This is a genomic window from Adlercreutzia equolifaciens (genome assembly GCF_029076695.1).
Lineage (GTDB): Bacteria > Actinomycetota > Coriobacteriia > Coriobacteriales > Eggerthellaceae > Adlercreutzia > Adlercreutzia equolifaciens_A.
In genome coordinates this window covers 829,145-842,475 of sequence record NZ_JARFIK010000001.1, presented here as the reverse complement: position 1 = coordinate 842,475, position 13,331 = coordinate 829,145, and the positions used below count along the sequence as shown (strand labels likewise).

Annotated in this window: 9 protein-coding genes; 4 read left to right on the top strand and 5 right to left on the bottom strand. The window is 64.4% G+C overall.

What is annotated here, in order from left to right; translation table 11 throughout:
* Positions 1–291: 291 nt before the first annotated feature.
* The 3 genes from PZH32_RS03300 to PZH32_RS03290 are packed head-to-tail and all read right to left on the bottom strand — an operon-like array spanning position 292 to position 5,475.
* A complete protein-coding gene (locus PZH32_RS03300) occupies positions 292–1,203 on the bottom strand; it encodes a dimethyl sulfoxide reductase anchor subunit family protein (protein ID WP_275206210.1) in 912 nt (303 codons plus the stop codon).
* 6 nt (positions 1,204–1,209) lie between these two features.
* Positions 1,210–1,869, bottom strand: a complete 660-nt coding sequence (locus PZH32_RS03295; protein ID WP_275206209.1) for a 4Fe-4S dicluster domain-containing protein — start codon at positions 1,867–1,869, stop codon at positions 1,210–1,212.
* Between the two features lie 18 nt (positions 1,870–1,887).
* Complete coding sequence (locus tag PZH32_RS03290; protein WP_275206208.1) at positions 1,888–5,475, bottom strand: molybdopterin dinucleotide binding domain-containing protein; 3,588 nt, start codon at positions 5,473–5,475, stop codon at positions 1,888–1,890.
* Positions 5,476–5,808: 333 nt separating this feature from the next.
* On the opposite strand from PZH32_RS03290, the gene PZH32_RS03285 reads away from it, so the two are divergent.
* Both PZH32_RS03285 and PZH32_RS03280 read left to right on the top strand, forming a co-directional pair.
* Entirely contained in the window at positions 5,809–6,762 is a 954-nt protein-coding gene (locus PZH32_RS03285; RefSeq protein WP_275206207.1) for a hypothetical protein, read from the top strand.
* A 9-nt stretch (positions 6,763–6,771) separates the two neighbouring features.
* A complete protein-coding gene (locus PZH32_RS03280) occupies positions 6,772–8,730 on the top strand; it encodes a UvrD-helicase domain-containing protein (RefSeq protein WP_275206206.1) in 1,959 nt (652 codons plus the stop codon).
* 236 nt (positions 8,731–8,966) lie between these two features.
* On the opposite strand, the gene PZH32_RS03275 is transcribed toward PZH32_RS03280, so the two are convergent.
* Both PZH32_RS03275 and PZH32_RS03270 read right to left on the bottom strand, forming a co-directional pair.
* On the bottom strand, positions 8,967–9,683 hold the full coding sequence (locus PZH32_RS03275) for a TorD/DmsD family molecular chaperone (RefSeq protein ID WP_275206205.1): 717 nt from the start codon (positions 9,681–9,683) through the stop codon (positions 8,967–8,969).
* Between the two features lie 3 nt (positions 9,684–9,686).
* Positions 9,687–10,517 carry a hypothetical protein gene (locus PZH32_RS03270; protein WP_275206204.1) on the bottom strand — a complete coding sequence of 277 codons (831 nt, stop codon included), beginning with the start codon at positions 10,515–10,517 and terminating at the stop codon, positions 9,687–9,689.
* A gap of 343 nt (positions 10,518–10,860) precedes the next feature.
* Here PZH32_RS03270 and PZH32_RS03265 point away from each other — a divergent pair, with 343 nt between their 5' ends.
* Together PZH32_RS03265 and PZH32_RS03260 are read left to right on the top strand one after the other, a co-directional pair.
* Positions 10,861–11,376 (top strand): hypothetical protein, encoded by a 516-nt coding sequence (locus tag PZH32_RS03265; protein WP_275206203.1) that lies wholly within the window; start codon positions 10,861–10,863, stop codon positions 11,374–11,376.
* A gap of 145 nt (positions 11,377–11,521) precedes the next feature.
* Positions 11,522–13,321: a response regulator transcription factor gene (locus PZH32_RS03260; RefSeq protein WP_275206202.1), complete on the top strand. Its 1,800-nt coding sequence runs from the start codon at positions 11,522–11,524 to the stop codon at positions 13,319–13,321.
* The last annotated feature ends 10 nt before the right edge of the window (positions 13,322–13,331 follow it).

Below are 13,331 nucleotides of genomic sequence, written 5' to 3'. Positions count from 1 at the left end.
TGCGCCCAAGGAAGTCAGCGAGAAGTTCTGAGGCGTTTCGAATTGCCCCGCCTTTGGGCCAAGTGACCTTCGGTCACGCCGTGCCCAAAACAAGGGGCAAGGCGAAATGACTCAGAGCTTCGCAGCGTCGGCTCGTCCGCTCGTCCCGTCAGGGCGAGCGGAACGAAAAGAACAACAGAGCGGGTTTGCGTTGCCTGCGGGGCTTCTTACAGATGACCCGCTCTGTTCTCAGTTCTTCTCAAAGAGGACGCCGACCGACCAGAGACGGCGTCCTCTTGCGTTACCTACGGGCTACAGGGCCCACTGGAACTGGATGAGGGCGTTCACCGCTACTTCGTAGAGCAGCACGCGCCACACCAGGGTGCCGATAATGGCGCACACCAGAGCCACAATGGCCAGCACCATGGTCCTGTCGGCGGCAATCTTGCCGGACATGGCCAGGAAGGACAGCACGGCGGGAACCACGCAGCCCACCACGATGGCGCCCAGCCAGAAGGCCACGGCATGCTCGCCCACCATAATGGCGGCGGTTACCTGCTCGGCCTGGCGCATGGCCACGTCGGGCAGCGTCGGGTCGAAGTAGTACTCCATCTCGGTGAAGTGCTCGCCCATGCCGGAAATGGTCACGGCGTAGATGAGCGTCACGGCCAGGGTGGCCAGGCTGCCGATGAAGGCAACCGTGGCGGACAGCTTCACCGCGTCCTCGGCCTTCGTGGCAGCGGCGATGACCATGGCGGCCAGACCGCCCAGCATCACCGTGGCCACCACGTAGTACAGGGGCAGCAGCATGGTGTCCCACACGGGAATGGCGCTCATCAGGTACGAGTCACCGGTGAGGAACGGCAGCAGCAGCGACACGATCACGGCCAGCACGGCGCACCACTTGGGGGCCACGCCCTCCTCGGAGCGGCGCATCATCAGGAAGTACAGGATGACCGCGATGGCGAACACGATCACGGCAATCAGCTCGATGGTGATGCCGGACGTGATGTGGCCGAAGCCGTTCAGCATGCGCAGGGGGTGCTGGAGGTGGAAGAACACCGCCAGGCCGCCCACGGCCAGGGCCACGATGGCGCTGATGCACGAGGCCAGCTGCATCGACTTGCCCTTGCCGGCCAGCGTCAGAATGCCCTGCATCAGGAAGATGCCGCCAGCCAGGCAATTAAAGAAGGTGAAGAGAATCAAGGGCCATTGGATTTCCATCGGTAGTTACTCCCTCCACTTTCGGCCCTCGCGCAACAGGTACATCAGCTTGGGAGCGTTGCCCTTGTCGGTGAGGTGGTGAATATCGTTCTCGGTGAAGGCCTCCACGTAATCCTTCAGCTTCACGCGAGTCTTGGTCATGTCGTCGTAGCCGCAGCCGGGGCTATCGGGATGGGCCGGGCCCTCGAAGTTCTCGACGCCGTTGTCCAGGTCGCCGAAGAAGCGGGCGCGGGCGCCGCACTGGGCCACGCACTGGGGCAGCTCGCCCTGGCTGGTGCGCTGCTCGCACAGGGTGCACTTCTCCACGACGCGCTCGGTCTGATTCAGATAGCGAACGCCGTAGGGGCAGGCCATGGCGCAGAACTGGCAGCCGATGCACTTATCCTTGTCGATCTGGATGGTGCCGTCCTCGGCCACATGCGAGGCCTCGGTGGGGCATACGCGCACGCACTCGGGGTTCTCGCAGTGCTGGCACTGAACGGGGAGGAAGTACATCTCCACGTCCGGATAGGTGCCGGAGCCGCCCTCGATGGGGTGGGGACCGACGCGCAGGGTCTTGATCCAGAAGTTGCCCACGTCGACGCCGTTGATGGCCTTGCAGGCCACGGTGCAGGCGAGGCAGCCCGTGCAGCGGTTCAGGTCCGTGATGATTGCAAGATTGGACATTGCTTACTCCTCCTTCCTTTATTCCTTGACCAGGCTGATGGTCTGCAGGCCCTTGGCATCGGCGCTGGCGTAGGTGAGCTCCACCTTGGAGTCCTCCAGGCGCGGATCGTTGGCCAGCCATTCCTTCAGACGCGGGTCGTTGGCGTTGGTGATGGCCTCGTTGCCCCACGGATCGCACGGCACGGGGTTGCCGAACGGCGAGTTCTCCTCAGTGGCCTTGTAGACCACCACGGGGTTGCCGCGCAGCTGGGAAGCACCGCAGATCCAGCACTGGGCGTACTTGTCCATGGTGCAGTTGATGCCGACCAGCTCGAAGCCATGGGCGGAGTGGTCCATCTCGGGGTACCACCAGGCATGGTTGGCGTTGGTGGTGCCTTCCTTGATGCCGTAGTACAAGTCCACGACCTCGCGGATGGCGCCCCAAGGCGTGCGCACCCATACCCAGTCGCCCTGCTCCAGACCCAGTTTGGCAGCGTCCTTCGGGTTCATCTCGAAGCGCGGGGACGGCCACAGCTCGCGACACCAGGGCAGCTGACGGTGCTCGGAGTGGAAGTAGACAGGCTGGCGGGCGCCGGAAGTGCAGATGAAGGTGGCCTCCGGATTGTCCTTCACGGCCTGCTTGTAGGCTTCCAGGTTGTCGGTGTCACCGTTGTCGGTGGCGGTGCCGTTGCCCACGCCGGCGATGCCGTGATAGGGCTTGTTCAGGTAGTTGTCGCTGTTGTAGCTGTAGCTGTCCACCTGGGCGGCGTCGTAGAGCTCGGGAGCCTGGACGCGCGAGTTCTTCGGCTCGAACCAGTGCGGGAACTTGTCGATGTCCGGAATGTCGCCGGCATAGGCGGCACGATCGGGCGAGCACACCTCGGCAAAGGTCTTGGTCTCGTCGCCAATGTAGGACTCGCAGATGGTCGACCAGATCTCGACCTTGCCCGTGGGGGTACCGAAGGCGCACTTCTCGTCCACGGCGGCGTACAGGTTGTAGCCGGCCTGCTGGCGACGGTAGCCCATCTCCCAACGACGATAGGTGCCCCAGCGCTCGGGATGCCACTTGCGGCAGTCGAACCAGCCCTCTTCCTGGAACTTCGCAGCGAACTGCGGGAAGTCGGGACCGTCCGGGAACTCCTCGGTCTTCCACCAGTCGGTGGCGTCCTTAAGCACGCGGTACTCCTGCTCCTCGTAGCCCACGGAGCCGCCGTTCTGGACGAAGTCGTGGTAGTCGAGGTTCAGCCACTCGTCGTAGTCCTTGTCGCGGTCGTTGAACGGCACGCCCATGGACTTGTGCAGGCACACCACCCAAGTGGGGTCGTAGGTGCAGTCGCCGATCGGCTCGACGCAGCGCTGGCCGGCACCGAAGATGCCGCCGGCGCCCTGAGACACGCGGCCGGTGTTGACCTCCAGCCAGTGCAGGCAGGGGAACACGTAGTCGGCGCAGCCGTTGTTGGGGCAGGACCACAGGTTGATGTCGACCCAGAAGTCCAGCTGGGTCAGAGCGTCCCAGGCCTCCAGCAGGTTCGACTGGTTCATAAAGTCGCCGGACATGCACACGCCACCGTGCAGCTTGTAGGGAGAGTCGATCTCGCGGATGGCGTCCCAGATGGAGGAAGCGTCGGTCCAGGAGTTCCAGAAACGCAGCAGCGGGAAGCGCTCGGCGGAAATCTGGTCCTCATTGGCCTCGAACGGAGTCTTCAAGCCGGGGAAGGAGCGGGAGTTCTTGTAGTCGCCGCCCTTGCGCATGGCGATGATGCGGGCTTCCTCATCGGTGGGGATGTGGTTGCCGTAGCGCTCCATGAGCGGAGAGTTCTCGTCCTGCAGATACTTCACGAAGTTCTGGATGAGCGGAATCTGCTGCTCCACGGTCAGGTCGCGCGGGGTGTTGCCCAACTCCATGGTGCCGATGCCCTCGCGGATGCCCCAGTCGACGGGCTCGTGGTCGGTCACCAGCATGTTGGCGCGGCCGCAGCAGCCGTCAACCTGGGCCTTCGAGGAGCCGCGGTTGCCGGCGGGCTCGTCGGAGTTGCCGGTCAGGCAGGCAATCAGCTGCAGGGCGCGGGTGTTCTGCACCGCGTGGCCGGTCTGGTCGGGAGCCAGCTGGTAGTGGATGCCGCCGTTGCCGTGCAGCGGGTTCAGGCGGGTGGTGTAGATACGGATGCCCTCTTCGATCTTCTCGGCGGGCACCTCGGTCACCTGGGACACGTAGTCGAGCGTATACTCCTCCAGGTTGTGCTCCCACTCCTGCCACACAGACTTGGCCTCGATCATCTTGCCGTTGGCCAGCTTCACCTGCACGCCGTCGGGCCAGAGCTCCGGATCCTTCGGCAGGCCCTTCGGGTTCGACTTCTTGCCCTTCTCGTTGCCCTTGCCGGTCCAGTAGGCGTCATAGGCCGGATCGGCCGGGTCGGCGAACTTGGAGGGGTCGGGCAGCCAGGCGTCGGCGATGATGGGCTTGTAGGGGTGCTCGATCCAGGTACCGGTGGTCGGGATCTTGTGCTTCTCGCCCTCCCACTGGCACTCCTCGGCATCCCAGTACGTCGGCTTCTCGTTGGCAGCGTCCCAGCAGATGAAGCGACGATAGCTGTACTCGGCCGGAGCCGGCTCCCAGTACTGGGACACCCACTCGCGATCCAGGTCGGCCTCGGTGAGCAGACGGCTGTTCATATGAATGCCGCCGTTCATCTCCAGGAAGTAGCCCTTGTAGGTCTTACCGTCGGCCTCGGGGTTGTACAGGAAGGGGCCGTTGGACCAACGCTTCACGAAGTTCTTGTCGTAGGCGTCGTTGTCCACAATCCACTTCAGCCAGCCCAGCGACAGGCACAGGTCGGTGCCGACGCGGATGGGCAGCCACAGATCGGCCTCCTTGCCCAGGGGGCTCATACGGGGGTCGACCAGGATGTGCTTGAACGCGCGCTGCGAGCAGTCGACCACGGTACGGTTGGTGGAGTCGTAGTTAGAGTACTCGGAAGCGGTACCCCACTGCACGTACACGATGGGGCCCTGCTCCACCTCCATCCACGGCGAGCCCTTCTCGTCGGTCAGAACGCCGCCGAAGTGACGGGGGCCCTTGCAGATCTCGTAGGCCGAGTGGAAGTTGTGGGTGCCGAACACGGACTTCAGGGTGCCGTAGGGCGGCTGGGCCCACACACGGGACGTACCACCCATGGAGAAGATGGCCTTGCCCTCGTACTTGTCGATGATCTCGTTGTACTTGGCGCCCACCTCGTCCATGGCGTCGGCGAAGCTGACGCGGACCCAACCGGGATCGTCCTCGCCCTTGGGATTGGTGCGCTTCATGGTGTAGCGCAGGCGGTCCGGATGATACAGAGCCAGCATGGACGACTGCGACTTGGCGCAGCAGTGACCGCGGCTATGTGCGTTGGACTCGTCACCCTCAACCTTGATGACCTTGTTGTCCTGCACGGTGACCCACACACCGCATTCGCACTTACCGCATGCGCGGCAGCAGGAACGGATGCGCTTGACCTCACCAGCTGATTCGTCGACGCCCTCGGCCAAAGCCGCCGAAGGAGCAGCAGCAAAGCTCAGCGTGCTCGCGGCGCCCGTGACAGCAGCGGCCTTCAGGAAGCTGCGACGAGTCAGTGAAAGTTTAGCCATGGGTCCCTCCTCTCTCTCAATAGATTGCTTTTCAACAAAACACCGGAAGCATCCGATCGCTCGCTCCTCGACCGAGGGTTGGAGGGAATGGCCGGAGCCTTGCGGTCGGGCGCCTCCGATGTTTTGTTGCCGAACGGTGAGAAATGTTACGGTCCCGAAAGAAAGCGGAATCATAAGAGGAGGGGGATTCAGGGTCGGCGCAATCATCCGCAAGGTCATCTTGACGGGATGATTTCCCTGATAGAGCCGTTTCTATACTGGTAGGCGAAGAGGATAGGAGGCGCTGCGGCGGCCCGAGAGAAACCGCTGCAGCCCAAACGAAAGGAGACCCCGATGGCTAAGCCCCATCCCTCCCTGGCCCTGCTGCTCGACTTGGACGAGCGTCAGGTGACCCACGATCTGCGCCTGGAGATCGATCGCTGCTATTCGTATCTGGGCACCCCGGTGGTGCGCACCCATGAGGGCGACGGCGATCCCGAGAACACCATGCGCATGACCGTGCGCGTTGGCGCCCGCGAGTATCTGGACAGTACTGTGGAGGGCGCCGACGAGCTGTGGAACGACTACGTCGAGCACTGGCTGCTCAATCAGGTCCACGCCGTTGAGAACCAAATGAAGATCTTCAACCGCCGCCAGCGCGAAGAGGGCACCCCCGAGCTGATCTTCACCTGGCTGGAAGTAGAGCTGCAGGGCGGTCGCCTGCGCGTGCGCCTGCGCCTCGACTCCTCCTGCGGCATTGATCCGGCGGACAGCGTCTGGGTGAGCCGCGTGCGCGCCGCCCTGAACGAGGGGCGCCTGGGCGAGGGCGTGGTTATGGTGACGCTGCCCTCCGCCGCCTCCTACGAAGACCAGTACACGGCGGGCATGGCCGCCCTGGCCGCACGCAAGCTGGCCGAAGAGGAAGCCGCCCGCGCTGCCGAAGAGGCCCGCGTCGCCGAAGCCGCGGCTGCCGAAGAGGCTGCCGCTGCCTCGTTCATGGCCTCGCCGGCCCTGGTGGCCGAGGCCCAGCAGGCCGCCGCTGCCGAAGAAGAGGCCAGCGATCTGGTCATTCAGGCCCGCATTCGCCAGGACATGGAAGCGGTCGAGCGCGGCGAGTCGGAAAAGACCGCCGAGGAGATCATCGCCGAGCGCATTGCCGAAGAGGCGCATCTGGGCGAGGACATCCAGAAGAAGTACGCTCTGCCCGACCCTGATTTCTCGCTGACCTTCGACCAGTGGACCGTCACCTACGCCGACGGCTCTACCCGCGATTTCGATGCCCGCACCGGCCAGCTGGCCGAGAACTAGGAGGCGGCTATGACCGACGTAATGAACGAGATCGCCGCTTTCGACGGCCGCATGGCTAAGGTAGTGGGCCCCGTGCGCTCGGGCAAGACCGAGGCCCTGGTACGCCGTGCCGCCGCTTGCGTGGCCGCCGGCACCGCCCCCGAGGACATCCTGCTGGCCGTCTCCACCGCCGAGGCTGCTCAGCGGGCCCGTCTGCGCGCGGTGCGCGCCTTGGAGGCAGCCGGCGTGGCCGAGCCCCAGGCCACCGCAGCGCGCCTGGCCATTGCCACGGCCCAGAACGCCTGCCTGGCCGTCCTGGCCACGCCCGAGGCGCAGGCCGCTACGGGGCGCACGGCCCGTGTGCTGGCGCCCTTCGAGTACAACTTCTTCCTGGAGGACATGAAGACCCTGGGTCAGCCGGTGCGCCGCCTGCGCTCGGTGCTGAACCGCTTCCAGCAGCAGTGGAGCGCCCTGGCTCCCGAGGCCGATTGGGTGGTGCCCGGCGATGAGGAGCAGGCGCTCAACCTGGCCCACCAGCTGCTGGACGCCTCCGGCGCCCTTCTCGAGGCCGAAGTGGCCTTCGTGTGCGGGCAGTACCTGCAAAGCGAGGCCGGCGCCCAGGCCCGCCAACGCTTTGCCGTGGTGCTGGCCGACGACTTCCAGAATTTGTCCGTCGCCCAGCAAACGTGCCTCTGCCTGCTTGCCCGCGACCAGATCATCGTTGCCGGCAACCCCAACGAGACCCTGGCCGTGGCCACGCGCTTCCCCGCCCCCGAGGGATTCACCACCTTCGACACGCTGCGCCGCGACGTGACGGTGTTCACCCTGGAAGAGGCCTTCGGCAATCCGAATATCACCGCTTTCTGCGATGCGCTGTGCGCGGCCGAGGGCATGGACGACGCCGTGACCGCCGATGAGCGCACGGGCGCCATCCGCGACATTGCCACGGTGAAGTGGAACACCCCCGATGAGGAGTTCAACGGCCTTACCCGCTATCTGTTCGCCCAGGCCCAGGACGATGCCGACGCCGTGCGCGACACCACCTGCCTGGTTGCGCCCAACAAGCAATGGGCCCAGGCCTTTGCCCAGATGTTGGAGCGTCGCGGCTTTTCCGTATCCTGCCTGGGCTTCGAGCGCCTGGGCGGCGATCCGCGCTCCTTCGACCGCGCCCGCGCCATGATGGCCTACACCGCGCTGAACCTGGTGGCCTGCCCCGAAGACGTAGCCGCCTGGCGCGCCTGGGTAGGCTTCGGCAACTACCTGACCATGTCCGACGGCTGGCGCGCGCTGCTGGACTGGTGCGAAGAGCACAGCGCCACGCCCCTGGAGGCCCTGGCCGAGGCCAGCCGCGCCCTGGCTGCGGGCGAGGACGAGCCCTTTGCCCGCGGTGCCAAGCTGGCCGAGCGCTATAACGAGGGCCGTCAGCTTATCGAGCAGAACGCCGGGCGCAAGGGCCACAGCCTGCTGAAGGCCGTGGGCGCCGAGGGCCTGCGCGAGTACGCCGCCCTGACCCAGCAGCTGGTGGGCGATGAGGACGCTGCGGCCCTGTTCGCCCTGGTGCGCGCCGGGCAGTTTGATCCCACCCACAGCGACAGCGCCCGCGCCGTGCACATCAGCTCTTACGAGCAGATGTGCGGCTGCTCCTACGAGGCCGTGTACGCCGTGGGCTGCGTGGATGGCCTGATGCCGGCCCGCGACGCCTTCGAGGTAGTGTCCACCGACGAGGACCGCGCCCGGGTGATGGGCGCTGGCCGCCGCGCCTTCATGAGCGCCGCCGGCAAAGGCGCCTCCACGCTCATGTTTTCCACCTTTAGCAAGGCCGATCTGGAGCTGGCCGAGCGCACCAAGATGCAGGTGCAGCGCGTGCGCATGGAAGACAGCCGCCGCATGGCCACCCTGCGCCGCACCTGCTTCATCGAGGAAGCCGGCGCTTGCGCCCCCATCACCCTGGGCGGCCAAGCCGTCCTCGCCGATCTGGGCATCGATTAGCCGCACCCTTTTACGGTCGCACCGGCATCCAAGTCGTCTGCAGGTACTTTATGAGAAGAGCCCCGGTACGCCGGGGCTCTTCTTGCGCTTACAGCCAGGTTGCCCGCAGGAGAACCCGCATACAGAGCGACCCTGCTCCAAGAGGGGGAAGGGAGCAGGGTCTAAGGGAAGGAGGGGAAGAAAAGGGTTGGTAAGGTGAGGGTGCCCACGGGACGCGCGGGCACCGGACCGCCGCTTTAGGCGGCTGCGGGCTCTTCGGCAACGGAGTCGAGCAGCTCGCGCAGCACGGCCTCGTCTTCCTGGATGGTGCCCAGCGTCAGCTGGCCGAGGCCCTGGTAGAACAGGGTGCGCGCATGGAGGCGCATGTCGGTCACCAGCATGGGAACCCAGTTGATCAGGTGGTTCTCCAAGAAGTCATAGGAGGTGCGCACGTAGGCAATGGCCTCGTCCTCGGCGTTGTCGGCCAAAGCCTCGGCGCAGCGCAAGGCCATGCGCTGCATGAACTCCAGCTCAAGGGCAATGTGGTCCTCGGCTTCGTTCCAGTCGCCGCGCTTCAGCTCGTTCTCGCGCAGGGTGGCCAGCACCTCGGCGCGCGCCTCCTGCATCAGCAAACGGCGCTCGGAGGTGTACACGCTCTCGTAGGGATAGGCGGCCGAATAGCCGTTCACGCCATGGCCGATGAACGTGCTCACATAGTCGATGGCCAACTCGGTCACGGAGTCGTCCCAGGCGCGCTTCAGGTAATCGAACAGCTGATGATAGCCCTCGTCCACCGTTGCATTACCCGTGGCCTGGGGAAAGCGCATGCCCTGCAGCTCGCGCAGCGTGGCCATGTCCACCTCTTCGCGGAACAGGCGGGCCAGCATACCGTAGCCCTGGGCGCGCTTGTTCATCAACTCGACGAGGTCTACCTCTTCAACAGCCTCGGGGGCCGCCGTCATCGTCTCGGTCATGGTCTATGCCTCCTTCTGCGCCTGCAGCTCGGCGAGCATCTTGGCGCCCAGATCAGTCAGATTCCATGCGGTGCCGCCCCAAGCGGCGCAATCGGTGTCCTCCAGCACGTCGATGAAGTGCTGACCGAAGCGACGCGGCGACTGGCAGATGGGAAACTCCTTCACCATCTCCTCGACGTCCTTCACCGAGCGGCCGCCGTCGGCCAGGGCGCTCATGATGGCCTCGTACACCTCGGCGTAGCGGAACTCCTCAGCCTCCAGCACCACGCGGCGGAACTGCGTTCCCGCCCGGTATTCCTCGCGCAGGGCCAGAGCCTCTTCCGTGGCGTGCCAGATGGGGTCCACCGTCTCCTTGATCTCCAGATAGGTGATGCCCTCTTCGGCCACCTCCTGCTCTTCAGTGGTGACGGGCATTTCCAAGGTCAGGGCGCCGGCGCGCTCCAACATGCGGCAGAACGTCATGGGGGCGTACACCGAGCGGTTGTCGCGCTGCCACTCGTCCACCTTCTCGGAGATGACGCTCGAGGCGCAACCGCCCTCGCAGAGCCCCACAATGTTCAGGAGCACGGGGCGACGGTTCGGGTTGCGCGTGATGAGCGCGCGCAGCGCCTCGGTGGCACTGCCCTGGCGCTCCGGCGAGTACACCGGCTCGTGATGCACCGTCTCGGGCATGTTGCGCAGGGTGGGGAAATCGACGGTATCGTAGGGGTTGTCGTCGTCCATCCACTCCTGGTCGATCTCCAGATCGTCAACGGCCAGGGGGTCGAATTCATCATCGAAGGCAAGCACCTCGAGCGTGCTTTCCCTCGGAGAACCCGTTGCAGGAAGTGCCATAAGGTTCCTCTCTTTCCAGTAGCGCGCTGGGCCTGGACTCCTCTCCTGGGAGCCTGCTTCTTGGCGAAGATCCGTCTCCTCGGCTCTTCGCCTCCGACGCGGGTCGGCAGGCGTCAGCGCTTCCTATCCTCTTCGCCATCCATTTTAGAAACGGCCGTGGGGGCGCGGTCATACCTTGAGGTCTGTCTTGGGTTTCCAAACATCATCCTGGGATGATGATTTCGCCCTTTTCCCAGGATGATTACGGGCTGGAACAGGGGTTTTGATCTTGACGTTTCGCGCACGTGCGCCATAATGGCCTTGCGTTGCAAATCTGCGGGGCGACCACGAAAAGGGAGCACTTATGACCAACGCAGCATTCGGCAAGAAAGTTCTTGCCATCGCGGTTCTGGCCTGCCTTTGTGCGGCCCTGATCGCTGTCCCGGCCTACGGTTTCTACTATGTGCACGACGACAGCGTGTCGGATTCGTCTGACGGTTTGGGTACCTACGAGATCTTCACGGTGGTCGACGAGACCGCCGTCGGAGGCGACGTTCACTCCGACCTGATGTTCGTTCCGGCGGGCAGCACGGCCGATGTTGTCCTCACCGAGGGCATCATCTCCAGCGAGGATCAGAATGGTCTGGACGCCATTCACAACTACGATGTCCAGAGCATTGCTGATTACCTGGCCGCCAACGGCTACAACGCTGAGATCAGCGTGTACGCCACGGGCGAGGCCCAGACCTACAAGGACGCGGAAGGCGCCTACGCCGCCACGTCCCAGAACGTGGGCGACGCCTACACCGCTTCTTCAAGGGGTGACGGCAGCACCACACTCGATCGCTACGACAACGTGGTGATCAAGGTGACCAAGTAAGGTTGCCGCCGCAAGAGCCCGCCGTCGACCAGCGGCGGGCTCTTTTGCATCAGGGGAGTACATACCTTGACCCGAGTTTAAGAGGGCTTCTATAATTCTTAACTCGCTGTCAAGAGCGATGGAGAGGGAAACACAAGGGGGGATCATGGGGCTGCACGTTCCGCGCATCACCATCAACTTCGACTTCAAGGAGAGCAGCTCGTTCGGCGAGCTGAGCCTTATATCGCTGGGCTACGGCCTTCACCAGGCCTGGATCTACAGCTCCATGTTCGACAAGGGCGGCATTTTCGGGTCGAATGTTTTGCAGGCCGGTCCCTTCAACGACCACCTTTCCCTGGCCTACTTCGTATCCATCCTGGTCTACGGCGTGCTACTGCTGGTGGCCAGCGCCCTGGACACTAAACTCATTCGCTTCTTCCATTCGGCGGCGGCCCTGGGCGGCGCGGCGGCTTTGGGCGCCCTGGGCACCCTCATGTTGCTGCTACCCGAAGACTCGTTCTTCACGCTAGGCATGATTCAGGCCCTCTCGGGCATACTCACCGGCGCGGGGTCATCGGTGCTGCTTATTGCCTGGGGCATCATGTTCGCCCGCCAGGACTCGGCGTCCATCGTCATCAACGGCGCCCTGTCCATTGCCATTGGCTTCGGCGTGTACGGCCTGTTCCTGCACCAAATTCCCTTCCCGCTGGGCGGCGTGGCCAGCGCCCTTCTGCCCGTCTGCGAGCTGGCGCTCTTACTGGTGCTGCGCACCCACGTGAGCCTGGACTTCGACAACCGTCGACTGGCCTTCCAGCCCCTGCCCATCAACCATGCCCGATTCGTGCTGCGCTTCGGGCTGCCGGTGTTTTTTCTCGGCGTGGCCCTGGGTATCCTGCGCCAAACCTCCATCGAGACCATCCTGCCCGGCACGGGCTTCGAGGATCAGGCCATCCTGTTCCTGACCGCTTGCTGCGCCATGGTGCTCATCATGGTCACCTTCCTGGCCCTGGGCGGCGACGAGCGCTGGCACACCTTCTTCCGCCCGCTCATTCCCTTCATTGCCGTCACCGCCGTGTTCATCCCCTTCGCCGCCAGCGACGACGGCATCTGGGGCACGTCCATTGTGTTGGTGGGCTACATGACTTTCGAGGCGCTCATGTGGATCTTCTTCGCCGAACTGGCCCAGCGCTTCCGCCTCTCCCCCATTTTCGTGTGCGGTCTGGGCCGCGGCGTGATGGCCCTGGCGGCCCTGGGTGGCTCCACCTTGCCGCTGTTCGGCAACGCGCTGCCCTTCTCCGCCTCCTTCGGCGAGGCCGGCGTAGTGTTCGTGGTCATTATTGCCATGATGCTGGCCTACACCCTACTGCCCGACGAACGCGAGATGGCCTCCATTGTCACCGTCGACCCGCGCAAAGCCGCCGCCGTGCACAACATTTCGCGCACTCCGCTTATTGTGGTGAACGAAGGCGAGACGCTTGTTGCAGGCCAAAGCCCCGTTGCCGCAAAGGACGCGGAAGAGGAGGGCGCTCCGACGCAACCGCTCAGCACGGCTGGCACCGAGCCCGCCACGGCTTCCACGGCGGCGGCGAGCCTTTCCATGGCCGAGGAGGTCGAGCCCTTCGAGGAGCCCTCCACGGCGCCAATCGCCAGCCGACCCCGCATGGACTTCTCGCGCTCCATCTTCGCCGAAGAGCCCAGCGAGGAGGCGCCGTTACCAGAGGAAAGCCAGATCGAGCGCGATCACTTCCGCGAGCGCTGCGAGGCTGTAGCCAACACCTATCTGCTGTCGCGCCGCGAAAACGAAGTGATGTACTATCTGGCCCGCGGCTACAAGTCCTCATTCATCCAGCAGCAGCTCTACATTTCCGAAGGCACCGCGAAGACCCACATCCGCCACATCTACCGCAAGCTGGACATCCACAGCCAGCAAGAGCTCATCCACCTCATCGACGAAGTGGAACTGTAGGACGCCCAAC